Source organism: Burkholderia cepacia GG4 (genome assembly GCF_000292915.1).
GTDB lineage: Bacteria > Pseudomonadota > Gammaproteobacteria > Burkholderiales > Burkholderiaceae > Burkholderia > Burkholderia cepacia_D.
The window spans coordinates 1,761,857-1,783,278 of the sequence record NC_018513.1 but is presented as its reverse complement, the minus strand read 5'-3'; the positions used below and the strand labels follow the sequence as shown (position 1 = coordinate 1,783,278).

The 21,422-nt window shown below is 66.5% G+C and carries 17 protein-coding genes; 3 read left to right on the top strand and 14 right to left on the bottom strand.

Translation table 11 applies throughout. The annotated features are described in order from the left end of the window. Nucleotides 1–27: 27 nt before the first annotated feature. Nucleotides 28–954, bottom strand: a complete 927-nt coding sequence (locus GEM_RS08160) for a sugar kinase (RefSeq protein WP_014896934.1) — start codon at nt 952–954, stop codon at nt 28–30. Between the two features lie 3 nt (nt 955–957). Then, nucleotides 958–2,319: a 30S ribosomal protein S12 methylthiotransferase RimO gene (rimO, locus tag GEM_RS08155; RefSeq protein WP_014896933.1), complete on the bottom strand. Its 1,362-nt coding sequence runs from the start codon at nt 2,317–2,319 to the stop codon at nt 958–960. A 280-nt stretch (nt 2,320–2,599) separates the two neighbouring features. Between rimO and GEM_RS08150 the strand changes: the two genes are divergently transcribed. Next, on the top strand, nt 2,600–2,854 hold the full coding sequence (locus tag GEM_RS08150) for a hypothetical protein (RefSeq protein WP_014896932.1): 255 nt from the start codon (nt 2,600–2,602) through the stop codon (nt 2,852–2,854). Nucleotides 2,855–3,201: 347 nt separating this feature from the next. Here GEM_RS08150 and phaR read toward each other — a convergent pair whose 3' ends face one another. The 6 genes from phaR to GEM_RS08120 all read right to left on the bottom strand — a co-directional run bounded on the left by phaR (nt 3,202) and on the right by GEM_RS08120 (nt 10,314). Next, nucleotides 3,202–3,768 carry a polyhydroxyalkanoate synthesis repressor PhaR gene (gene phaR / locus GEM_RS08145; protein WP_014896931.1) on the bottom strand — a complete coding sequence of 189 codons (567 nt, stop codon included), beginning with the start codon at nt 3,766–3,768 and terminating at the stop codon, nt 3,202–3,204. Nucleotides 3,769–3,886: 118 nt separating this feature from the next. After that, complete coding sequence (locus GEM_RS08140; RefSeq protein ID WP_014896930.1) at nt 3,887–4,627, bottom strand: 3-ketoacyl-ACP reductase; 741 nt, start codon at nt 4,625–4,627, stop codon at nt 3,887–3,889. A gap of 120 nt (nt 4,628–4,747) precedes the next feature. Continuing rightward, the gene (locus tag GEM_RS08135) at nt 4,748–5,929 is read right to left on the bottom strand and encodes an acetyl-CoA C-acetyltransferase (protein ID WP_014896929.1); all 1,182 of its coding nucleotides are present in this window, start codon (nt 5,927–5,929) and stop codon (nt 4,748–4,750) included. A 100-nt stretch (nt 5,930–6,029) separates the two neighbouring features. Further along, complete coding sequence (phaC, locus tag GEM_RS08130; protein WP_014896928.1) at nt 6,030–7,904, bottom strand: class I poly(R)-hydroxyalkanoic acid synthase; 1,875 nt, start codon at nt 7,902–7,904, stop codon at nt 6,030–6,032. Nucleotides 7,905–8,262: 358 nt separating this feature from the next. Further along, entirely contained in the window at nt 8,263–9,102 is an 840-nt protein-coding gene (gene pgeF, locus GEM_RS08125; RefSeq protein ID WP_014896927.1) for a peptidoglycan editing factor PgeF, read from the bottom strand. 6 nt (nt 9,103–9,108) lie between these two features. After that, nucleotides 9,109–10,314 (bottom strand): RluA family pseudouridine synthase, encoded by a 1,206-nt coding sequence (locus GEM_RS08120; protein ID WP_014896926.1) that lies wholly within the window; start codon nt 10,312–10,314, stop codon nt 9,109–9,111. A gap of 41 nt (nt 10,315–10,355) precedes the next feature. On the opposite strand from GEM_RS08120, the gene GEM_RS08115 reads away from it, so the two are divergent. After that, a complete protein-coding gene (locus GEM_RS08115; RefSeq protein ID WP_014896925.1) occupies nt 10,356–11,180 on the top strand; it encodes an outer membrane protein assembly factor BamD in 825 nt (274 codons plus the stop codon). A gap of 81 nt (nt 11,181–11,261) precedes the next feature. On the opposite strand, the gene GEM_RS08110 is transcribed toward GEM_RS08115, so the two are convergent. From GEM_RS08110 to GEM_RS08100, 3 genes are all read right to left on the bottom strand, one after another. Next, complete coding sequence (locus GEM_RS08110) at nt 11,262–13,508, bottom strand: ATP-dependent DNA helicase (protein ID WP_014896924.1); 2,247 nt, start codon at nt 13,506–13,508, stop codon at nt 11,262–11,264. Nucleotides 13,509–13,563: 55 nt separating this feature from the next. Continuing rightward, the gene (locus GEM_RS08105) at nt 13,564–13,779 is read right to left on the bottom strand and encodes a YdcH family protein (protein ID WP_006755091.1); all 216 of its coding nucleotides are present in this window, start codon (nt 13,777–13,779) and stop codon (nt 13,564–13,566) included. 77 nt (nt 13,780–13,856) lie between these two features. Next, nucleotides 13,857–14,609, bottom strand: coding sequence for a hypothetical protein (locus GEM_RS08100; protein ID WP_014896923.1), 753 nt, complete (start codon nt 14,607–14,609; stop codon nt 13,857–13,859). Nucleotides 14,610–14,768: 159 nt separating this feature from the next. On the opposite strand from GEM_RS08100, the gene GEM_RS08095 reads away from it, so the two are divergent. Then, complete coding sequence (locus GEM_RS08095) at nt 14,769–17,093, top strand: Tex family protein (RefSeq protein ID WP_014896922.1); 2,325 nt, start codon at nt 14,769–14,771, stop codon at nt 17,091–17,093. 117 nt (nt 17,094–17,210) lie between these two features. Here GEM_RS08095 and GEM_RS08090 read toward each other — a convergent pair whose 3' ends face one another. The 3 genes from GEM_RS08090 to GEM_RS08080 all read right to left on the bottom strand — a co-directional run bounded on the left by GEM_RS08090 (nt 17,211) and on the right by GEM_RS08080 (nt 21,349). Further along, complete coding sequence (locus GEM_RS08090; RefSeq protein WP_014896921.1) at nt 17,211–19,124, bottom strand: potassium transporter Kup; 1,914 nt, start codon at nt 19,122–19,124, stop codon at nt 17,211–17,213. Between the two features lie 273 nt (nt 19,125–19,397). Beyond that, nucleotides 19,398–19,994 (bottom strand): phosphoribosyltransferase, encoded by a 597-nt coding sequence (locus GEM_RS08085; RefSeq protein ID WP_014896920.1) that lies wholly within the window; start codon nt 19,992–19,994, stop codon nt 19,398–19,400. An 8-nt stretch (nt 19,995–20,002) separates the two neighbouring features. Then, nucleotides 20,003–21,349 carry an adenylosuccinate synthase gene (locus GEM_RS08080; RefSeq protein WP_014896919.1) on the bottom strand — a complete coding sequence of 449 codons (1,347 nt, stop codon included), beginning with the start codon at nt 21,347–21,349 and terminating at the stop codon, nt 20,003–20,005. Between the last annotated feature and the right edge of the window lie 73 nt (nt 21,350–21,422).

Sequence of the window (21,422 nt, the reverse complement as noted above, 5' to 3'; positions counted from 1 at the left end):
TGTCGTGGCCGGTGTGCGTGCGCGTCGTCAGCCCTGCATCAGGCGTTCCACCGCATCGCGGTGCGGAATCGGCGCGACCGCGCCGTAGCCCGTCGTCGACAGCGCTGCCGCCGCATTTGCGTAACGCGCGGCCGCGAACGGATCGTCGCCCGCGACGATCCGCGCGACGAACGCACCGCCGAAGCAGTCGCCCGCGCCCGTCGCGTCGACGGCCTGGACCGTGAAGCCCGGTACGACGCGCCGTTCGTTCGGGGTCGCAACGTACGCGCCTTCCTTGCCGAGCTTCAGCGCGACGACCTGCGGCCCGTGCTCGAGCATCGCATCGACGATCGCGTCGCGATCGTTCGCGCCCGTGAGCGCCGTGACGTCGTCCCAGCTCGGCAGGCAGATGTCCGTCTGCCGCAGCGCCTCGCGCATCACCGCGCGGGCGCGCGGCAGCGGCCACAGCTTCAGGCGCAGGTTCGTGTCGAAGCTGACCTGCGCACCATGGCTGCGCGCATGGTCGATCGCCGCGAACGCGGCGTCGCACGCGGCCGTGCTGATCGCGAGGCTGATGCCCGACAGGTGCACGGCCTTCGCCGCGGCCAGCGCATCGAGCGGCAGGTCGGCCACCGCATAGCGGCTCGCCGCGGAGCCCGCGCGCAGATAGTCGAACTGGTGGCCATCAGCGCCGTGCGTGACGAAATACACGCCGGTCGGCGCCGTGCGGTCGATCCGCACATACGTCGTGTCGACGCGCTCCGCCGCCCACATGTCCGCCAGCAAGCGGCCGAACGGATCGTCGCCGATCGCCGACACGAAGCCCGTCGACGCACCCTGGCGCGCCGCGGCGATGCAGAAGTTCGACGTGTCGCCGCCAAAGCCCTGCAGGAATTCCGGACGGCCCGGCTGCGACTGGTTGAACTCGATCATCGCCTCGCCGAGCGCGAGGATCTGCGGAAACGCTGCGGTCATCGCTTACACCTCACCCCACAGGTCGTGGCCGTCCGCGCCCGTGATCTTCACCGACACGAAATCGCCCACCTTGTAGCGCTTCGACGCCTTCGTCGCCGGCTCGACATAGACGACGCCGTCGATCTCCGGCGCATCCGCCGCCGTGCGGCCGATGCCGCCTTCGTTGCTGACTTCGTCGATCAGCACCTTGAGGGTCTTGCCGACCTTGCGCTGGATGCGCCGGGCCGACACTTCCTCGGCGACTTCCATGAAGCGCGCACGGCGTTCTTCGCGAACCTCGTCCGGCAGCGCGCCGTCCAGTTCGTTCGCGGTCGCGCCTTCGACCGGCGAATAGGCGAAGCAGCCGACGCGATCGAGTTCCGCTTCGCGGATGAAGTCGAGCAGCGTTTCGAACTGCTCTTCCGTCTCGCCGGGGAAGCCGGCGATGAACGTGCTGCGGATCGTCAGGTCCGGGCAGATCTCGCGCCACTTCTGCACGCGCTCGAGCACCTTCTCGGCGTTGGCCGGGCGCTTCATGCGCTTGAGCACTTCCGGATGCGCGTGCTGGAACGGCACGTCGAGATACGGCAGCACGTGGCCCTTGAACGGGCCTTCGGCCATCAGCGGAATCACTTCGTCGACGCTCGGATACGGATACACGTAATGCAGGCGCACCCATGCGCCGTACTGCGCGGCGAGTTCGCCGAGCGCGGCGACCAGGTCGGTCATGCGCGTCTTGATCGGCTTGCCGTTCCAGAAGCCCGTGCGGTACTTCACGTCGACGCCGTATGCGCTCGTGTCCTGCGAGATCACGAGCAGTTCCTTCACGCCCGACTTGAACAGGTTCTCCGCCTCGAGCATCACTTCGGCGACCGGACGCGACACGAGATCGCCACGCATCGACGGGATGATGCAGAACGTGCAGCGATGGTTGCAGCCTTCGGAGATCTTCAGGTACGCGTAGTGGCGCGGCGTGAGCTTGATGCCGGCGGCCGGCACGAGGTCGACGAACGGGTCGTGCGGCTTCGGCAGGTGCGAATGCACGGCCTGCATCACTTCGCCCACCGCGTGCGGGCCGGTGACGGCGAGCACCTTCGGGTGGACTTCCTCGATCAGGTTCGAGCCGCTGGCGCTCGACTTCGCGCCCAGGCAGCCGGTGACGATCACCTTGCCGTTTTCGGTCAGCGCTTCGCCGATCGCGTCGAGGCTTTCCTGCACCGCTTCGTCGATGAAGCCGCAGGTGTTGACGACGACGAGGTCGGCGCCGTCGTAGGTGCCGGAGATTTCATAACCTTCGGCGCGCAGCTGGGTGATGATTTGTTCGGAATCGACGAGCGCTTTCGGGCACCCGAGCGAAACGAAGCCTACTTTGGGGGACTGGGACATCTGGAATGTGGGGGCGTGGCGGCAAAAGCGTGAGTTTACAGCTATTTATGGGTCAGCGAGGCAAAACCGGCGGTTGGGATGCCGCGAATCGCGGACCCGGTGCGCCGCTCGCACGGGCAGATCGCGTCGACAGTCGGACCCGATTCGACCCTTTCAGCACGACGCGACGAAATGACCGCCCCGATCAGCCCCCTCACCGCGCATGAATCGGTCAGGAGCCACGCTGCCGCTATGCGAAAATCGCAGCATCCGCCATCTTCAATGACCCAACGGGGCTTTCATGACCACCCACATCACGATCGAATTCACCGAGCACGCCGCAGAAGCCATCGGGGAGCAAACCAGCACCAGCTTTTCCTATGACCAGGGTGCCCACGTGCCGCAGCCGGGCGACTTCGTCGAACTCGAGTATTCGCGGCAGACGTTTCTCGTGATCGGCCGCGTGTTTTCGCTGAAGGCCAACTACTGCGCGGTGAAGCTCGTGCTCGACCTGCCTCCGGCGGACGACCATCAGGATTTCGATCCGGCACTTTGAACCAGGCGGGCGAGCCGTGCCGGCTTCGCGGCTACGTGCCGTCACGGCCCGGCGCAGCGGCGACCGCCCGCACCGGCACGAACGCGCGCCGTCAGGCGCGACACACCCTGGTGTTGATTCGCTGACTGTCCGGGATTCGATCGACCGGACCACGGTCATGCCCGCCCCGCGCAGGGGCACCGGCATTCGGTGCCGACGATCATGATCGACCGTCGGCGATATCGTGCGGCAGTCGGCCACCGGCCATCGTCGTGCCCGAGCACACGATCGGCCGCATCGCACCGCGCACGTCGCGGCGCCGACCGTCCGACGGCTCGCGCCGCCGCGGCCGGCCTGCCGCGAAAACCTTACTTCTTTTCCGGCTCCGGCGCGCCCGGTTGCTTGAACGGGAACGTGCTGAACATCGACTTCGCCTGGTTCTGCATCTGCTCCTGCATCTGCACGAACATGTTCTTCGACTGCTCGATGTAGCTCGTCATCATCCCTTGCATCATCGGCGCCTGCATGTTCATGAACTGCGACCAGACTTCCGGATTCATCGCGTTGCCTTCGTAGAGGTTCTTCCCCTGATCCGCGAGCTTGTTCTGGATATCGATGAACGCCTGGATGTTCTTTTCCAGGTACGTGCCCATCATCCCCTGCATCGCATGACCGTAGAAACGGATGATTTGCGACAGCATCGACGACGAGAACATCGGCACACCGCCGCTCTCCTCCTCGAGGATGATCTGCAGCAGGATGCTGCGCGTCAGGTCTTCGTTGGATTTCGCATCGACGACCTTGAAGTCCTCCTGTTCCAGCACGAGTTGCTTGACGTCGGTCAGCGTGATGTACGTGCTCGTCTCGGTATCGTAGAGCCGGCGGTTCGGGTACTTCTTGATGAGCCGCTCGGCCGTTTTCTTTGTAGTAGTCATGTAACGCCTTTCGGTGCAGCGTAGCGCAAGTGACAAATCCCCGCCGCCCGGTTCCGGGAGGCGGGGGCCTTCGGAAACGCCAGGCTGCGCGGCCACCCGGCCCGCGCAGCCCGCACGTTCAGCCCATGTGCAGGCCGCCGTTCAGCGAGAAGTCGGCGCCCGTCGCGAAGCCGGAGTCGTTCGACGCGAGCCACGCGACGATCGAACCGATTTCCTCCGGCCCGCCAAGGCGACGCACCGGAATCGTCGCGACGATCTTCTCGAGCACGTCCGGACGGATCGCCTTTACCATGTCGGTGCCGATGTAGCCGGGCGACACGGTGTTGACCGTCACGCCCTTCGTCGCGACTTCCTGTGCGAGCGACATCGTGAAACCGTGGATGCCGGCCTTCGCGGTCGAGTAGTTGGTCTGGCCGAATTGCCCCTTCTGGCCGTTCACCGACGAAATGTTGATGATCCGGCCCCAGCCGCGCTCGACCATCCCGTCGATCACCTGCTTCGTCACGTTGAACAGGCTCGTCAGGTTGGTGTCGATCACGGCCGTCCAGTCTTCGTGCGTCATCTTGCGGAACACGACGTCGCGCGTGATGCCCGCGTTGTTGACCAGCACGTCGATTTCGCCGACTTCGGCCTTGACCTTGTCGAACGCTTCCTTGGTCGAGTCCCAGTCGCCGACGTTGCCTTCCGACGCGATGAAATCGTACCCGAGCGCCTTCTGGTCCTCGAGCCATTTCACACGGCGCGGCGAGTTCGGGCCGCAACCCGCGACCACCTTGAAGCCGTCTTTCAACAGACGCTGGCAAATGCTGGTGCCGATGCCGCCCATCCCGCCCGTTACGTACGCAATTCGCTGAGACATGTATCTCACTCCATTTTTTGGTTTCGAGAGCTGCCGGAGGCCCCTCTGGCTTCACGTGGCGCCGGCCGAAGCCGCAATCGGCCGGCGCCCGGATTTGTTTGGCCGGTTACGGCCGGCCGGTCACGGACGCTCGACCGCGAGTGCCACGCCCATCCCGCCGCCGATGCACAGCGACGCCAGCCCGCGCTTCGCGTCGCGCTTGACCATCTCGTGCAGCAGCGTCACCAGGATCCGGCAGCCCGACGCGCCGATCGGGTGACCGATCGCGATCGCGCCGCCGTTCACGTTCACCTTCGACGTGTCCCAGCCCATCTGCTTGTGCACCGCCAGCGCCTGCGCCGCGAATGCCTCGTTGATTTCCATCAGGTCCAGGTCGCCCGGCGTCCAGCCCGCACGCTCCAGGCAACGGCGCGACGCCGGCACCGGGCCCATGCCCATCACGCTCGGATCCACGCCCGCGTTCGCGTACGCCTTGATCCGCGCCAGCGGCGTCAGGCCGAGTGCCGCCGCCTTCTGCGCCGACATCACCAGCACCGCCGCCGCGCCGTCGTTCAGCCCCGACGCATTCGCCGCCGTCACCGAACCGTCCTTCGAGAACGCCGGCTTCAGCCCGGCCAGCGATTCCGCCGTCACGCCGTGACGCACGAACTCGTCGGTCGCGAACTGCAGCGGCTCACCCTTGCGTTGCGGGATCGACACCGGAACGATCTCGTCGTTGAAGCGGCCGGCCTTCTGCGCGGCTTCCGCCTTGTTCTGCGACAGCGCCGCGAACGCGTCCTGCTCTTCGCGCGTGATCCCGTATTCCTTCGCGACGTTCTCCGCCGTGACGCCCATGTGGTACTGGTTGTACACGTCCCACAGGCCGTCGACGATCATCGTGTCGACCAGCTTCGCGTCGCCCATCCGGAACCCGTCGCGCGAGCCCGGCAGCACGTGCGGCGATGCGCTCATGTTCTCCTGGCCGCCCGCGATCACGATGTCCGCGTCGCCCGCGACAATCGCATTCGCCGCCAGCATCACGGCCTTCAGGCCCGAGCCGCACACCTTGTTGATCGTCATCCCCGGCACTGCCGTCGGCAGCCCGGCCTTGATCAGCGACTGGCGCGCCGGGTTCTGCCCGGAACCGGCCGTCAGCACCTGGCCCATGATCACTTCGCTGACCTGCTCGGGCTTCACGCCCGCACGCTCCAGCACTGCGCGGATCACCGTCGCGCCCAGCTCCGGTGCCGCAACCTTCGCGAGCGAGCCGCCGAATTTGCCGACCGCGGTCCGCGCGGCCGATACGATCACTACGTCCGTCATTTCCCTTTCCTCCAGGCCCGCACGACACGGCGCATCGCTACCGGCCCTGTTAAAAAAAACTGCGGTGCACCGGACAGCGTGCGCCGCTGTCCGGTTTTCGTCAATCGCGCTGCAACACGTAGCGGCCCGGCGCCGGCTCGATCACCGGGAACTGCGCGGAGCCGGGCTTGGCGGGCGGTTCCACCTTGCGGCCGCCGTACTGGTCGAGCCATTCGACCCAGGTCGTCCACCAGCTGCCCGGCTGCTCGGTCGCGCCGGCAAACCAGTCGTCCGCGGATTCGGGCAGGTCGCCGTCGTTGATCCAGTAGCTGCGCTTCTTCTTCGCCGGCGGATTGATCACGCCCGCGATGTGACCCGACGCGCCGAGCACGAACTTCAGCGGGCCCGTCAGGATCGACGTCGACTCATAGGCCGTCTGCCACGGCACGATGTGATCCTCGCGCGAACCGTAGATGAAGGTCGGCACGTCGATGCGCGACAGGTCGACGGATTCGCCGCACACGGTCAGCGCGCCCGGCACGCGGAGCTTGTTCTCGAGATAGGTATTGCGCAGGTACCACGCGTACATCGGGCCCGGCAGGCTCGTCGAGTCACTGTTCCAGTACAGCAGGTCGAACGCCGCGGGCGTACGGCCCTTCAGGTAGTTGTCGACGACGTAGTTCCACACGAGGTCGTTCGGCCGCAGGAACGAGAACGTGTTCGCGAACTCGACGCCGCGCATCAACCCCGGCGGCGTGCCGTTCTTGCCGCCGATGGTCTGCTCGCGCATCTGCACGTGCGCCTCGTCGACGAACACGTCGAGGATGCCGGTGTCGGTGAAATCGAGCATCGCGGTCAGCAGCGTCATCGACGCGACCGGATGTTCGCCGCGCGCGGCGAGCACCGCCAGCGCAGTCGCGAGCATCGTGCCGCCGACGCAGAAGCCGAGCGCATTGATCTGCTCGCGGCCGCTGACCTGCTGCACGGCGTCGATCGCCGCGAGCAGCCCTTCGTTCATGTAGTCGTCCCACGTCTTGTGCGCGACCGACGCATCGGCGTTGCGCCACGACACGAGGAACACCTGATGGCCGTTCGACAGCGCATGCGCGACGAGCGAGTTCTCGGGCTGCAGGTCGAGGATGTAGAACTTGTTGATGCACGGCGGCACGATCAGCAGCGGCCGCTCGAACACCTTGTCCGTCTTCGGCGTGTACTGGATCAGCTGGATCAGGTCGTTCTCGTAGACGACCGAGCCTTCGGTGCACCCGAGGTTCTTGCCGACCACGAATTGCGATTCATCGGTCTGCGAAATCTTGCCGCGCTGCAGGTCGCCGAGCAGGTTCATCATCCCCTGCCGCAGGCTTTCGCCCTGCGTTTCAAGGATCGACTTCTGCGCATCGGGGTTGAGCGCGAGGAAGTTGCTCGGCGCGGCGGCGGCCGTCCATTGCTGGACCGAGAAACGGATGCGCTCGCGCGTCTTCGGATCAGTCTCGAGCGCGTCGGCCAGTTCCTGCAGGTAGCGCGCGTTGAGCAGGTACCACGCAGCCGCGAACGCATGCGCAGGCGACGCCTTCCAGGCGTCCGCGCTGAAGCGGCGGTCCTTCAGTTCCGGCGACTCGAGCTTCGCGGCGGCGGCCTGCTGCATCAGCGTCACACAGTCGCGCGCATAGTCGGCCTGCAGTTTCTGGAGCCGCTCGGGCGGGATCGCGGCAACCGGCAACTTCAGCCCCGCGAACGGCGATGCCAGGCCGCCCAGCCCCCCCAGGTCGGGCATCGACGGCATCTGGAACGGAAACGACTTCGGGAACTGGAATGCGGCGAACGGGTTGGCCGTGGTCGCTGCCGTCGCGGCGCGGGCCGGATCAGCGAAACCGCGCCATGCGTTCAGCCACGCCTCGAACATCTGCTGCATCGGCTGTGCGGCCGGATCGAATCCGGTGCTGCCCGCGAAAGTGCCCGCCTGAGCGGACGTCGACGAATTTTTCGATGCTGTCATTACCTGCCTTACCGGTGATTCGTGAGCGTCAATCGTGAAATCCTGCTCGCGCGCGGCGTGCCGGTTGCGAGCCGGGCCGTCATGCTCTGGAGAGGCGTCTCCAGATTCTGCCGCAGTGCGGTATTTTTATCATTATCGTTTTCCCCATGTAAAGCGCCGCGTCAAACCGCTGAACATTTCTGCACGGAGATAATCCGCGCACCACAAGCGGGACAAGGCTTCCGGAGACACATAAAACATTTTGTTCGACTTGACTTCGCGATTATTCATTCGGTTGCCGATGCAACACCGCATTGCCGCGCCAATATCGAGATAACCCGATTTTGCGGTGCAACAAACCTTGCGCATGCACGCATGGTCAGTCGGCCAGCCAGATCGCCGCGGCCATGCGGCCGGTCACACGGTCGCGCCGGTACGAATAGAAGCGCGCGTGTTCGGCGACCGTGCACGCAGTCCCGCCGCTCACGTGGGCAACGCCGGCGCGGGCGAGGCGCAGGCGCGCAAGCGCAGGGAGATCGGCGAGAAACTTGCCGGGCACGCCATCGATCGCGACGAACGCTTGCTGCGTCTCATCATGCTCCGACTGCGGAGCCGTGTCGAGAAACGCGGCGCGCACGTCCGCGCCGACCTCGAACGCCTGCGGGCCGATCGCGGGCCCGAGATACGCATGGAGCTCATCCGTCGCGCCGCCGGCGAGCGCCGCGACGCGCGCTGCGGTCTGCTCGACGACACCGGCCGCGAGCCCGCGCCAGCCCGCATGCGCGGCGCCCACCGCGCGACCCTGTGCGTCGCACAGCAGCACCGGCAGGCAATCCGCGACCATCACGACACAGACCGCGCCCGCGCGGTCCGTCACGCTCGCGTCGGCCTGCACGGGCGCCGCGGCACCGGGCGCGGCCTCGATCACCTCGTCCGCGCGCACGACCTGCGCGCCGTGAACCTGGTCGAGCCACGCCGCGCGCGACTGGCCCGCGAGCGCGAGCAGGCGCGCGCGATTCGCGGCGACATGGGCCGGATCGTCACCGGTATGCAAGCCGAGATTCATGCCGCCCGGCAACGCGGCACCGTCCTGCCAGCGCCCGTACGGACCCTCGCTCACGCCGCCGTCACGCGTCGTGATCAGCGCCCGCACGCGCGGCGACACCCGCCAGTCGGGCCGTACGCAGTCCTGCCAGGTCATCGGCGCCAGGTTCGTCATCGGCACTCACTCCTCCTCATCGTCCATATACGGCTCATCGTCGTGATACTCGCCGCCAAAATCGTCATCGTCGTAGACACCGTCGTCGTCGAATTCCTCGTCGCCCTGCCCGAAGCCCAGCGCCGCAACCAGTGCGTTCATGTCGTCCGGCAGCGGGCAGCGCCACTGCATCGCCTTGCCCGTGACCGGATGCACGAGACCGAGCCGCCATGCGTGCAGCGCCTGCCGTGCAAACCCGTCCGGCAGCGGCGTGACCGAGCGCTTGCCGCGCGCGCGCCCGTAGACAGGATCGCCGAGCAGCGGGTGCCCGGCATGCGAGCAATGCACGCGGATCTGATGCGTGCGGCCGGTTTCGAGGTCGCACTGGATCGCCGAAACTGGCTGACGTTGCCACACGCATGTGTCAACCGTGCGGAAATGCGTGCGCGCGGGCTTGCCCGACGCGCCGGTGACGACGGCCATGCGCGTGCGCTCGCGCGGATCGCGGCCGATCGGCGCGTCGATCGTGCCTTCCTCGGGCATCGTGCCCCACACGAGCGCGAAATAGCGGCGCTTCACCGTGCGGGCCTGCAACTGGCGCACGAGATCCGTCTGCGCGGCCAAAGTGCGCGCGACCACCATCAGGCCGGACGTTTCCTTGTCGAGCCGGTGAACGATCCCGGCGCGCGGCAGGCCGGCCGCCGCGTCGCCGTAGCGATGCAGCAGCCCGTTGAGGATCGTGCCGCTCCAGTTGCCGGCGGCCGGGTGAACGACGAGGCCGGCCGGCTTGTTGATGACGACGAGCGCGTCGTCCTCGTAGATCACGTCGAGCGGCACGGGCTCCGGCGTAAACGCCAGCTGCTCCGGCAGCAGGTCGGGCACGAGCTCGATCCTGGCGCCGAGCGGCACCGGCTGGCGGATCTTCGCGGGCGCGCCGTCGACCAGCACGCGCTGCGCCTCGATCCAGCTCTGCAGGCGGCTGCGGGAGAATTCGGGGAACAGTTGGGCGAGCGCCTTGTCGAGGCGTTCACCCGCGAGCGACAGCGGCACTTCAACGATACGCGGCGCGTCATCGCCCGGCGCGGACGGCACGACAGGCGGCTGCAGCGCGTCTGCGGCCAGATCGTCGTCGAGGGAATCCCCCGACGCAGCGTCGGCGGGCCGATCGCTTGGGCTATAATCTTCGCGATTTGACTTGCCCCGCGGGGCATTCTGCGAACTTGAACGGGTCATTTAGACTGGGTCACCGAGACTTGAAGCTAGGACATGCGAGCATGATGAATTCGACCAAACGTACGGCCAGAACCGTCGCCGCCCGAGCTGCGGCGGTAGCGGCCGCGGCCCTCATCGCCGGCTGCCACGGCTTGCCGCAGAAGCAGGACGAGACGGCTACCTGGTCGAACAACAAATTATACTCAGAGGCCCAGGACGCACTGTCCGGCGGCGACTGGGGCAAGTGCGCGAAATATTTCGAATCGCTGCAAGGCCGCGATCCGTTCGGCCATTTCGCACAACAGGCGCAGATCAACGTCGCGTACTGCAACTGGAAGGACAACGAAGCGGCAGCCGCCGACCAGGCCGTCGACCGCTTCATCCAGCTGCACCCGGATCACCCGGATATCCCGTATGCGTACTACCTGAAGGGGATGATCCACTTCAACGACGATCTCGGCCTGTTCGGCCGCTTCTCCGGCCAGGACATGAGCGAGCGCGATCCGCAGGCCCTGCGCGAATCGTACGATGCGTTCAAGGTCGTCGTCGACCGCTATCCGAAGAGCAAGTACGCACCCGACGCCGCGGCCCGGATGCGCTACATCGTCAACGCGCTCGCATCGCACGAAGTGCACGCGGCCGACTACTACTATCGGCGCGGCGCCTATGTCGCGGCAATCAACCGCGCGCAGCTCGCGATCAAGGACTACAAGGGCGCGCCGGCGATCGAGGATGCGCTGCACATCATGATCCTGTCGTACGGCAAGCTGAATCAGCCGCAGCTCGCGGAAGACACGCAGCGCGTGCTCGCGGGGACGTTCCCGGACAGCCCGTACATCACCGGCCACTCGCGCCCCGGCGCGAAGAAGTCGTGGTGGCAGTTCTGAGCGACACTCGCCGCACCAACAAAAACCCGGCCATCGAGCCGGGTTTTTTGTTGGCGCCGCCCGCAGCAGGCGGCGGTGCGGTCACGCGCGCTTGTCCGCGCGCTGTTCGTCGAAGAAGTCCTGCACGACAGCGATCTCGCGGGTACGCTTGAACGGCGGCAGGCTCTGCCAGATCCGGCGACCGTAAGGCTTGTCGACGAGCCGCGTGTCGCAGATCATCAGCACGCCGCGATCCGTCTCCGCGCGAATCAGGCGGCCCGCGCCCTGCTTCAGCGTGATCACGGCCTGCGGCAGCTGGTGAACCGCGAACGGGCTCAAGCCCTTCTTGGTCAGCGCATCGAGCCGCGCGGCCAGCACCGGATCGTCGGGCGGCGCGAACGGCAGCTTGTCGATCACGACCAGCGACAACGCGTCGCCGCGCACGTCGACGCCTTCCCAGAAGCTCTGGCTGCCGACCAGGATCGCATTGCCGTAGGAACGGAAGCGATCGAGCAACTCGGTGCGGCTTGCGTCGCCCTGCACCAGCAGCGGCGTATTCCAGCCGCGTGACTCGATCACGTCGCGCAGCTTCGATGCGATCCGGTCGACCGCGCGCAGCGTCGTGCACAGCATGAACACGCCGCCGCCCGACGCCTCGATCGCCGGCAACGCCGCGTCGAACACGGCGTCGGTAAATGCCGGCGACGACGGCTGCGGCAGATTGCGCGGCACGTACAGCAGCCCCTGCGTCTGGTAGTCGAACGGGCTCGCGAGCGTCATCGAGCGCCGCGAGCTGAGGCCCATCTGGGCCGCGTAGTGCGTGAAGTCGCCGCGCACCGACAGCGTCGCCGACGTGAAGACCCACGCGCGCGGCACGCCGGCACGCTGCTTCGCGAAAATCGGCGCGACCGACAGCGGCGTCTCGTGCAGCTGGACGGTATGCGCGAACACTTCGACCCAGCGCACCTTCTCGTTCGGGTCGCCGTCGGCAGCCGCCTTGTCGCCGGCCGCCGCGGCATCGGCCTTCGCCGCCGCTTCGGCGGCGCCGGGCGCGACCCAGCCCGCCAGCAGGTCCTGCAGCTCGCGGGCGCGCCGCAGGCACGCGCCGAGCGACTCCGCCCGCTCGGCCTGGCTCGCGAGCGCCGATGCGAGCGCGTCGAGCGCCACCTCGAGCGCGTCGAGCGCGCCGAACATCGGGTGATCGTCGCCGAGCTGCGCGAGCGACATGCGCACGATCTGGTCGTTCGCGAACGCCAGGCGCAGGTCGCGCGCCGCGCGTTCGAGATCGCCGCCGAGCTTGACCCATTCGACCGCGTCGCGCGCATGGCTCAGGCCCTCGGCCACCGTGTCGCGCGCGAGCTCGAGGATCTGCGTGGTCGACAGCGTCTCGCCGAAAAACAGCGTGGCCGTCTCGGGCAGCTGATGCGCTTCGTCGAAGATCACCGTGTTCGCGTTCGGCAGCAGTTCGGCCATCCCCGTGTCGCGCAGCATGATGTCCGCGAAGAACAGGTGATGGTTGACGACGACGATGTCGGCCTGCTGCGCCTCGCGCCGCGCCTGCATCACGAAGCACTCCTTGTAATGCGGGCACTCCTGGCCGAGGCAGTTGTCGCGCGTCGACGTGACCATCGACCACACGGGCGCCGTCTCCGGCACGCTCGCGAGCTCGGCCTTGTCGCCGCTCTTCGTGACCTTCGCGAAACGAACGATTTCCTGCAGATAGGCGGTGTCCTGTCGCGACGGCAGGCGGCCGTTGTCGGCCGTGCGCTGCAGGTAGTAATGGCACAGGTAGTTCGAGCGGCCCTTGAGCATCGCGACCGTCACCGGCACCGCGAGCGCGTTGCGCACCGTCGGGATGTCGCGCTGGAACAGCTGGTCCTGCAGGTGCTTCGTGCCGGTCGACACGATCACCTTGCCGCCCCACAGCATCGCGGGCACCAGATACGCATAGGTCTTGCCGGTACCGGTGCCGGCCTCGACGATCAGCGTGTTGTCGCCGGTGTCGCCGTCGGTGTCGGCCGCCGCGCCGTCGGCGGCGGATTCGGCCGCCTTGTCGCCTTCGCCGAGGCGGCGCGCCGGCCGCTTGCGGGTCTCGAAGATCTCCGGCTCGGGCATCCGGCGCGCGGACGCCTCCATCGCGGACGCGACCGCACGCGCCATCTCGATCTGCGACAGACGGGGGTGATAGCCGTCGAGCGCGCGCGCAAGCAGTCCGCCTTCGCCGAAGATCGTGTCGAGTTCGTCGACACGCTTGCGGCTCAGCTCGAAGGTGCCTTCGGGCGCACGAACGCGCCCGGCGGACGACGCGTCACGCCGGGCATCGGGGTTGGCTTCAAGCGGTGAATTCAAGGCAAGCGTTCCTGTGTCCAGCGCCCGGGCGGCGCCGGCGCTTGCCAGGCCGCGCTCAGGCGCGCTTATCCGGTTCCAGCTGCGATTGCAGCAAAATGATTTTGTCCTTGGCCGCCAGCTTTTCCTTCTTCAGCCGGTGCAGCGTGATGTCGTCGATGTCGGAGTGTCCTTCCTTCAGCTCGATTTCCCGAGCGAGCTGCTGGTGCTGCTCCTGCAATGCAGCCAAACGGTTGTGCAATTCCTGCTGCTGTTCCGTGGGACGGTTTTGCATATGCGCCTCCTCATCGAAGCAGCGTGCCGGCTGGCGTGCCGGCACGCACGAGACTGACTCCGGATCAATCCAACACGTTACTGCCCCTGCTGTTGCTGCTGCTTGGCCTTCTCGGTCGCTTCCTGCTGACGCCGCTCGACATCGGCCTTGTGCTGTGCGGCTTCCTTCTGCTTCTGCTCGTAGCGCGCGGCGTTGTCCGACCGCTCCTGCGCCTTCTGCGCGCCCTGCTGGTGCGCCTGGTCGAGCTTGCGCTGGAAATCCGACTGCTTCTGGTCGTATGCCTGCTTGCTCGCGGCCCGCTGCGGCCCTTCCGCGCCGCGCTGTGCCCGCTTCAGTGCATTCTGCTCCTGCTTGTCGCGGAACGCAGCCGCATTCGCCGCGTCGCTCGCCGCGCGCTGCGGTGCTTCCGCCGCATTCTGCGCCTGCTTCAGCGCCTGCTGCTGGTCACGCTGCTGCGCCCGCACCGCGCGCTGTTCGTCGTCGAGCGCGAGCTGCTCCTGACTGATGCTCGCCCGCTCCTCGCGCATCAGGTCACGCGCCTTGCCGAGACAGTGATTGACGAAGAACTTGCTGTAGCAATCGTGCTCCGCCACGGCATAACGATAATCGTTTTCCGCGGAACGTTGATTGAGCACTTTTTGACGGGCGTCAAAATCCTGCGTGACGGTGGCTGCGACGGGCACGGCTGCGGCGGCATCCGGCGCGGTTGCGCCCGAGACCTGTGCGTACGCGACGGTAGACCCGACGGACAAAGCCGCGGCGAGCGCTGCGCCGAGCGCGACGAGAGAAATGCGGGAAGTTGGCAACGTCGTAGGAAAGCTGCGGGACATGTATCAAATTCTATCACCCCCGGCTGGGCGCTCTGCCATTTATGGCAAAATGCCCCGCTTCACTCACCCGCGGCATCTGGTCCGGCGGGCCCGTCTCGCAGCCCGCCGCGCGCGGCTGCCGGCCCGCGCCGCGATTTCAGCAGGCACATCATCCACGACATGACGGAAACCGTAGCACTCAAGATCGTACAGCGCATCGCCACCGAACTGTCCGTCCAGCCGCGCCAGGTCGCGGCGGCCGTGCAACTCCTCGACGAAGGCTCGACCGTTCCGTTCATTGCCCGGTACCGCAAGGAAGTGACCGGCAACCTGGACGACACGCAGCTGCGCCAGCTCGAGGAACGCCTCCTGTATCTGCGCGAGCTCGAGGATCGCCGTGCGACGATCCTGTCGAGCATCGACGAACAGGGCAAGCTGACCGACGAACTGCGCACCGCGATCGAGGCGGCCGACAGCAAGCAGGTGCTCGAAGACCTTTATCTGCCGTACAAGCCGAAACGCCGCACGCGCGCGCAGATCGCCCGCGAAGCCGGCCTCGAGCCGCTCGCGCAGGCATTGCTCGCGAATCCGCTGCTCGACCCGCAGACGGAAGCCGCCGCCTACGTCGATGCCGACAAGGGCGTCGCCGACGTGAAGGCCGCGCTCGACGGCGCGCGCGACATCCTGTCCGAACAATTCGGCGAAACGGCCGAACTGCTCGGCAAGCTGCGCGACTATCTGCACAGCCAGGGTGTCGTGTCGTCGGCCGTCGTCGAAGGCAAGGAAAACGAGGAAGGCGAGAAGTTCCGCGACTACTACGACTACGCGGAAACGATCCGGACCGTGCCGTCGCACCGCGCGCTCGCGCTGTTCCGCGGCCGCAATGCCGGCGTGCTGACCGTCAAGCTCGGCCTCGGCGAGGAACTCGACGCACAGGTCCCGCATCCCGGCGAAGCGATGATCGCGCGCCATTTCGGGATCGCGAACCAGAGCCGCCCGGCCGACAAATGGCTGTCCGACGTGTGCCGCTGGTGCTGGCGCGTGAAGGTGCAGCCGCACATCGAGAACGAACTGCTCACGCAACTGCGTGAAACGGCCGAAGCCGAGGCGATCCGCGTGTTCGCCCGCAACCTGAAGGACCTGCTGCTGGCGGCGCCGGCCGGCCCGAAGGCCGTGATCGGCCTCGACCCCGGCCTGCGCACGGGCGTGAAGGTCGCCGTCGTCGACCGCACCGGCAAGGTGCTGGCCACCGACACGATCTACCCGCACGAGCCGCGGCGCGACTGGGACGGCTCGCTCGCGAAGCTCGCGCGCATCGCCGCGCAGACGCAGGCCGAGTTGATCAGCATCGGCAACGGCACCGCATCGCGCGAGACCGACAAGCTCGCGAGCGAACTGATCTCGAAGCACCCCGAACTGCGGCTGCAGAAGATCGTCGTGTCGGAAGCCGGCGCGTCCGTCTACTCGGCGTCCGAGCTGGCCGCGAAGGAATTCCCGGAGCTCGACGTGTCGCTGCGCGGCGCGGTGTCGATCGCCCGCCGCCTGCAGGACCCGCTCGCCGAGCTCGTGAAGATCGAGCCGAAAGCGATCGGCGTCGGCCAGTACCAGCACGACGTGAACCAGCGCGAACTCGCCCGCTCGCTCGACGCGGTGGTCGAGGATTGCGTGAACGCGGTCGGCGTCGATGCGAACACCGCGTCGGTCGCGCTGCTCGCGCGCGTGTCGGGTCTGAACGCAACGCTCGCACGCAACATCGTCGACTACCGCGACGCGAACGGGCCGTTTCCGTCGCGCGACCACCTGCGCAAGGTCCCGCGCCTCGGCGACAAGACCTTCGAGCAGGCGGCCGGCTTCCTGCGCATCAACGGCGGCGAGAATCCGCTCGACCGCTCGTCGGTGCACCCGGAAGCCTATCCGGTCGTCGAACGGATCCTCGCGAAGATCAGCAAGCGGATCGACGACGTGCTCGGCAGCCGCGACGCGCTGTCCGGCCTGTCGCCGACGGAATTTGTTGACGAACGTTTCGGCCTGCCGACCGTGCGCGACATCCTGTCCGAACTCGAGAAGCCGGGCCGCGATCCGCGCCCCGAATTCAAGACCGCAACGTTCCGCGACGGTGTGGAGAAGGTGTCCGATCTGATGCCGGGGATGCTGCTCGAAGGGGTCGTGACGAACGTCGCCGCGTTCGGCGCGTTCGTGGATATCGGCGTGCACCAGGACGGCCTCGTCCACGTGTCGGCGATGTCGACGAAGTTCATCAAAGACCCGCACGAGGTCGTAAAGGCCGGACAGGTCGTGAAGGTCAAGGTGCTCGACGTCGATGTGAAGCGCCAGCGCATTGCGCTGACGATGCGCCTCGACGACGAAGCGGCAACGCCCGGCCTGGCGCCACGCGGCGGCCAGGATCGCGGCAATGCCGGCCGCGGCGCGGCCCGCCCGCAGCGTTCGCGTGAGCCGGAACCGGCCGGCGCGATGGCCGCGGCGTTCGCGAAGCTGAAGCGCTGAGCACGCCAAGGCTGTCGACGCACGAAAAAAAGCCCGCCGAAAGGCGGGCTTTTTCATTGCTTCGGCGCGCGCGCCGCCGGATCGGCATGGGCCGCCTCCGCGGCCCGCGCGGGCCGGTCAGATCTCGATCTTGGTACCGAGTTCGACGACGCGGTTCGCCGGGATCGAGAAGAAGTCGGTCGGCTTCGCCGCGTTCTGGTGCATCCACGCGAACACGCGTTCGCGCCAGATCGACATGCCGGGCAGATGCGTCGGCACGACCGTTTCGCGGGCGAGGAAGAACGACGTGTCCATCAGTTCGAACGTCATGTCGTGCGTGCGGCCGAATTCCTCGAGCACGGCCTTCACGTCGGGCGTCTCGTTGAAGCCGTACTCGGCCTTCACGATGTACAGGCCGCCGCCCGCATCGCGCGAACTCAGGCGCTTGTCGTCGCGCACATAAGGAATGTCGCGCGTGACGAACGTCAGGAAAATGGTCCGCTCGTGCAGCACCTTGTTGTGCTTCAGGTTGTGCAGCAGGCTGACGGGCACCAGCGTGTCGTTGCCGGTCAGGTAGATCGCAGTGCCCGACACGCGGTGCGGCGGATGCGCGAGCAGCCCCTGCAGGAACGGCTCGAGCGGGATACCATCGGCGGCCGTACGCTCCTTGACGATGTGGCGGCCCTTGTACCAGGTCATCAGCAGGAAGAACAGCAGCGCGCCGATGCCGAGCGGCAGCCAGCCGCCCTGCGCGACCTTCAGCAGGTTCGCGCCGAAAAAGCCCAGGTCGACCGCAAGGAACACCGCGATGATCGCGCCGACGAGCAGCCGGTTCCAGTTCCACACCTTCACCATCACGACGGCCGCGAGCACGGTCGTGATCACCATCGTGGCCGTCACCGCGATGCCGTACGCGGCCGCGAGGTTGTCGGAGCTCTTGAAGCCGATCACGATGCAGAGGATCACGAACAGCAGCAGCCAGTTCACGACCGGCACGTAGATCTGGCCGATCGCCAGCTCGGACGTATGCAGCACCTTCATGCGCGGCACGTAGCCGAGCTGGATCGCCTGCGACGTCAGCGAATACGCGCCCGAAATCACGGCCTGCGAAGCGATCACGGTGGCGACCGTCGACAGCACGACGAGCGGCAGCAGCCCCCAGTCCGGGGCGAGCAGGAAGAACGGGTTTTCGATCGCCTTCGGATTCTGGATCAGCAGCGCACCCTGGCCGAAGTAGTTCAGCACGAGCGACGGCATCACGAGCCCGTACGCGGCGATGCGGATCGGCTTCGCGCCGAAGTGGCCCATGTCCGCGTAGAGCGCTTCCGCACCGGTCAGCACCAGCACGACCGAGCCCAGCACGACGTAGGCCTGCAGCAGGTGGTCCGCCATGAACGACGCCGCGTAGTACGGATTGACCGCCGCGATGATGCCGGGCACGCGCAGGATGTGATACACGCCGAGCGCCGCGATCACGATGAACCACAGCACCATGATCGGCCCGAACAGCTTGCCGACCAGTGCCGTGCCATGGCGCTGGATCCAGAACAGCGCGATCAGGATGACGATCGTGATCGGCAGCACGAGATGGGACAGATGCGGTGTCGCGATCTCCAGTCCTTCGACCGCCGACATCACGGAGATCGCCGGCGTGATCACAGCATCGCCGTAGAACATGCACGCGCCGAAGATCCCGAGCGCCATCAGCGCGCCCGCGACGCGGGTTTTCGAGTCGAGCGGCCGCAGCGACAGTGCCATCAGCGCGAGCACGCCGCCCTCGCCGTTGTTGTCGGCCCGCATCACGAACAGCAGGTATTTGATGCCGACCACGAGGATGATCGCCCAGAACAGCAACGAGATCACCCCGAGAATCGAGCCTTCGGTCAGCGGGATGCCGTGTGCGGGGCTGAACGCCTCCTTCAGCGAATACAGCGGGCTCGTGCCGATGTCGCCGAACACGACGCCGATGGCCGCTATCGCAAGCGCCTGCATCGAGTGTTGGTGCGTCGAATGCGCATGGGCTGCGTCGGTCGCCTGGATCGTGTCGTTCATATGAAGCGTAATAATCGGGTCCGGTTCGGACAAAACGAGCGCTATTCTACTCGCGCCCCCCTGAAATACCGCCCTGTCTTGTTGCCCTTAAACCACGTGATCCACGCCGCGCATGCAATCCTGCGCAAGCTGTGGCAGGGCTGCCATCATAGCCGGGGCCGCGCCGTCTGCCTACCGCGCACGCCGATCGACGCGCGCGCCGGACCGGCGCCCGAATAAAAAACGGCGCCGCAAGCGGCGCCGTACAAGGCTTTCCTTCGATTGGCCGGACGCTTACGCGCCCGAACCGTCGCGCTGCGCGCGACCACGCTTGATCCACGCCTCGAGGTTGTGCGGACGAACCGTGTCCCACTCCTCGAACGGCTGATGAATCCACGGATTCGTCGGCAGATACTGCGTGTGATAGTCGGGCTTGACCTTCGAGCAACCCTTGTACCAGAGCACGGCCGAACGCACAGCCGTGACCGACGGATAGCGCTCCTTCAGGTGCTCCTGCACGCGCGCGAGCGTGACGCCCGAATCGACGAGATCGTCGACCAGCAGCACGTTGCCCGCGAGATTGCCGCGCGTCATCGTGATGTACTGCGCAATGTCGAGGTCGCCCTGCTCGGTGCCGGCCGCTTCGCGATACGAACTCGTCGCGAGGATCGCGAGCGGCACGTCGTAGATGCGCGACAGCTGGTCGCCGACGCGCAGGCCGCCGCGCGCGAGGCACAGGATCTGGTCGAACTTCCAGCCCGATTCATGCACCTGGAGCGCGAGCAGCTCGATCAGACGATGGTATTCGTCCCAGCCTACCCACAGGTTCTTGTCGTCGTTGCGCGGATCGGTCATCAAATCTGCCGCCGTCATCGTGATTTGCTGCGTCATGCTGAAAATTACACCTTGAACGGATGGCGGAGCAGGATCGTTTCATCGCGATCCGGACCCGTCGAAACCATGTCGACCGGCACGCCGGCCACTTCCTGGACACGGGTCAGGTATGCCTGCGCATTCGCCGGCAGTGCGTCCCACGTCTTGATGCCGACGGTGCTTTCCTTCCAGCCGGCGAACGTTTCGTACACGGGCTCGCAACGCGCCACGTCGGCAGCACCGCGCGGCAGGATGTCCGCGTCATTGCCGTCGATCTTGTAGCCGACGCACAGCTTGACTTCGTCGAGGCCGTCCAGCACGTCGAGCTTCGTCATGCACAGGCCCGACACGCCGTTGATCTGGATCGAACGACGCAGCGCCGCTGCGTCGAGCCAGCCGGTGCGGCGCGGACGGCCGGTGACCGAGCCGAACTCCTTGCCGACGTTCGCCAGCGTGACGCCGACCTGGTCCTGGCGCTGCGGGTTGTCCGCATCGTACAGCTCGCTCGGGAAGGGGCCCGAGCCGACGCGCGTGCAGTACGCCTTCGTGATGCCGAGGATGTAGTTCAGCTTCTGCGGACCGACGCCCGCGCCAGCCGATGCCGCACCGGCGACGCAATTGCTCGACGTGACGAACGGATAGGTGCCGTGGTCGATGTCGAGCAGCGTGCCTTGCGCGCCTTCGAACAGCAGGTTCTGACCGGCGTTGTTCGCGTCGTACAGGCGGCGCGACACGTCGGCCACCATCGGCTTCAGGCGATCGGCATAGCCGAGCATCGTGTCGAGCGTAGCCTGGAAATCGACGGCTGCGCCACCCAGGTACTGGGTCAGCACGAAGTTGTGGAAATCGAGATTTTCGCGCAGGCGGTCGGCGAAGGTCTTCGCGTCGAACAGGTCCTGCACGCGCAGCGCGCGGCGGCCGACCTTGTCTTCGTACGCGGGGCCGATGCCGCGGCCGGTCGTACCGATCTTGCCCGCGCCCTTGCGCGCTTCGCGCGCCTGGTCGATCGCGATGTGGTACGGCAGGATCAGCGTCGTGGCTTCGGAGATGAACAGGCGATCGCGCACGTTCACGCCGGCCTCTTCCAGCTCGCCGATTTCCTTGAACAGTGCCTCGGGGGACAGGACGACGCCGTTGCCGATGTAGCAGGCGACGCCTTCACGCATGATGCCCGACGGAATGAGGCGCAAGATGGTTTTCTTGCCGCCGATGATGAGGGTGTGGCCGGCGTTGTGACCGCCCTGGAAACGCACGACGCCCTGAGCGTGGTCCGTCAGCCAGTCGACGATCTTGCCCTTGCCTTCATCACCCCATTGCGTTCCCACGACGACGACATTGCGCCCGGGAGTCACGTTCACTGCGCTGGCAGACATGTTGATTCGTTAGCTGGTTAAAAACGTATTCTACCTATGTTCGCGGGCGATTCCGACTTTTTCCGTTTCGCTT

Excerpts from the sequence above, each read along its gene's own strand:
- GEM_RS08140 (WP_014896930.1), bottom strand. The coding sequence starts at position 4,627 with ATGTCTCAGCGAATTGCGTACGTAACGGGCGGGATGGGCGGCATCGGC.
- rimO (WP_014896933.1), bottom strand. The coding sequence starts at position 2,319 with ATGTCCCAGTCCCCCAAAGTAGGCTTCGTTTCGCTCGGGTGCCCGAAA.
- phaR (WP_014896931.1), bottom strand. The coding sequence starts at position 3,768 with ATGACTACTACAAAGAAAACGGCCGAGCGGCTCATCAAGAAGTACCCG.
- GEM_RS08115 (WP_014896925.1), top strand. The coding sequence starts at position 10,356 with ATGATGAATTCGACCAAACGTACGGCCAGAACCGTCGCCGCCCGAGCT.
- GEM_RS08120 (WP_014896926.1), bottom strand. The coding sequence starts at position 10,314 with ATGACCCGTTCAAGTTCGCAGAATGCCCCGCGGGGCAAGTCAAATCGC.
- GEM_RS08095 (WP_014896922.1), top strand. The coding sequence starts at position 14,769 with ATGACGGAAACCGTAGCACTCAAGATCGTACAGCGCATCGCCACCGAA.
- GEM_RS08090 (WP_014896921.1), bottom strand. The coding sequence starts at position 19,124 with ATGAACGACACGATCCAGGCGACCGACGCAGCCCATGCGCATTCGACG.
- GEM_RS08150 (WP_014896932.1), top strand. The coding sequence starts at position 2,600 with ATGACCACCCACATCACGATCGAATTCACCGAGCACGCCGCAGAAGCC.
- GEM_RS08085 (WP_014896920.1), bottom strand. The coding sequence starts at position 19,994 with ATGACGCAGCAAATCACGATGACGGCGGCAGATTTGATGACCGATCCG.
- GEM_RS08080 (WP_014896919.1), bottom strand. The coding sequence starts at position 21,349 with ATGTCTGCCAGCGCAGTGAACGTGACTCCCGGGCGCAATGTCGTCGTC.
- GEM_RS08160 (WP_014896934.1), bottom strand. The coding sequence starts at position 954 with ATGACCGCAGCGTTTCCGCAGATCCTCGCGCTCGGCGAGGCGATGATC.
- phaC (WP_014896928.1), bottom strand. The coding sequence starts at position 7,904 with ATGACAGCATCGAAAAATTCGTCGACGTCCGCTCAGGCGGGCACTTTC.
- pgeF (WP_014896927.1), bottom strand. The coding sequence starts at position 9,102 with ATGACGAACCTGGCGCCGATGACCTGGCAGGACTGCGTACGGCCCGAC.
- GEM_RS08100 (WP_014896923.1), bottom strand. The coding sequence starts at position 14,609 with ATGTCCCGCAGCTTTCCTACGACGTTGCCAACTTCCCGCATTTCTCTC.
- GEM_RS08105 (WP_006755091.1), bottom strand. The coding sequence starts at position 13,779 with ATGCAAAACCGTCCCACGGAACAGCAGCAGGAATTGCACAACCGTTTG.
- GEM_RS08135 (WP_014896929.1), bottom strand. The coding sequence starts at position 5,929 with ATGACGGACGTAGTGATCGTATCGGCCGCGCGGACCGCGGTCGGCAAA.